1 protein-coding gene is annotated in these 274 nt (G+C 70.4%); it reads left to right on the plus strand.

Features of this window, described 5'->3' with window-relative positions; all coding sequences use genetic code 11:
- Window positions 1-274, plus strand: a 274-nt coding sequence (locus tag ACQG3P_RS19695; RefSeq protein ID WP_426805983.1) for an isoaspartyl peptidase/L-asparaginase, incomplete at both ends; no start/stop codon positions are given.

A 274-nucleotide genomic window follows, 5' to 3' on the forward strand; every position in this document is an offset into this window, starting at 1 on the left:
CCGCTCACTCCCGCTGCGGCACAAGCCGGGCGGGAGTCGTGGAAGACCGCGCAGTACACCCCCGAGATCAACCCCGAACGGCGCACGCGGCCAGGCGACAGCAGCAACCACGACACGCTTGGCATCCTCGCCATGGACATCCAGGGCCAGCTGGCCGGCGCCTGCACCACCAGCGGCATGGCGTGGAAGCTGCATGGTCGGGTGGCTGACAGCCCGATCATCGGTGCCGGCCAGTACGTGGACAACGAGGTAGGCGCGGCCACCGCGTCGGGCG

It is taken from the genome of Stenotrophomonas sp. SrG (assembly GCF_050031795.1).
Lineage (GTDB): Bacteria > Pseudomonadota > Gammaproteobacteria > Xanthomonadales > Xanthomonadaceae > Stenotrophomonas > Stenotrophomonas rhizophila_A.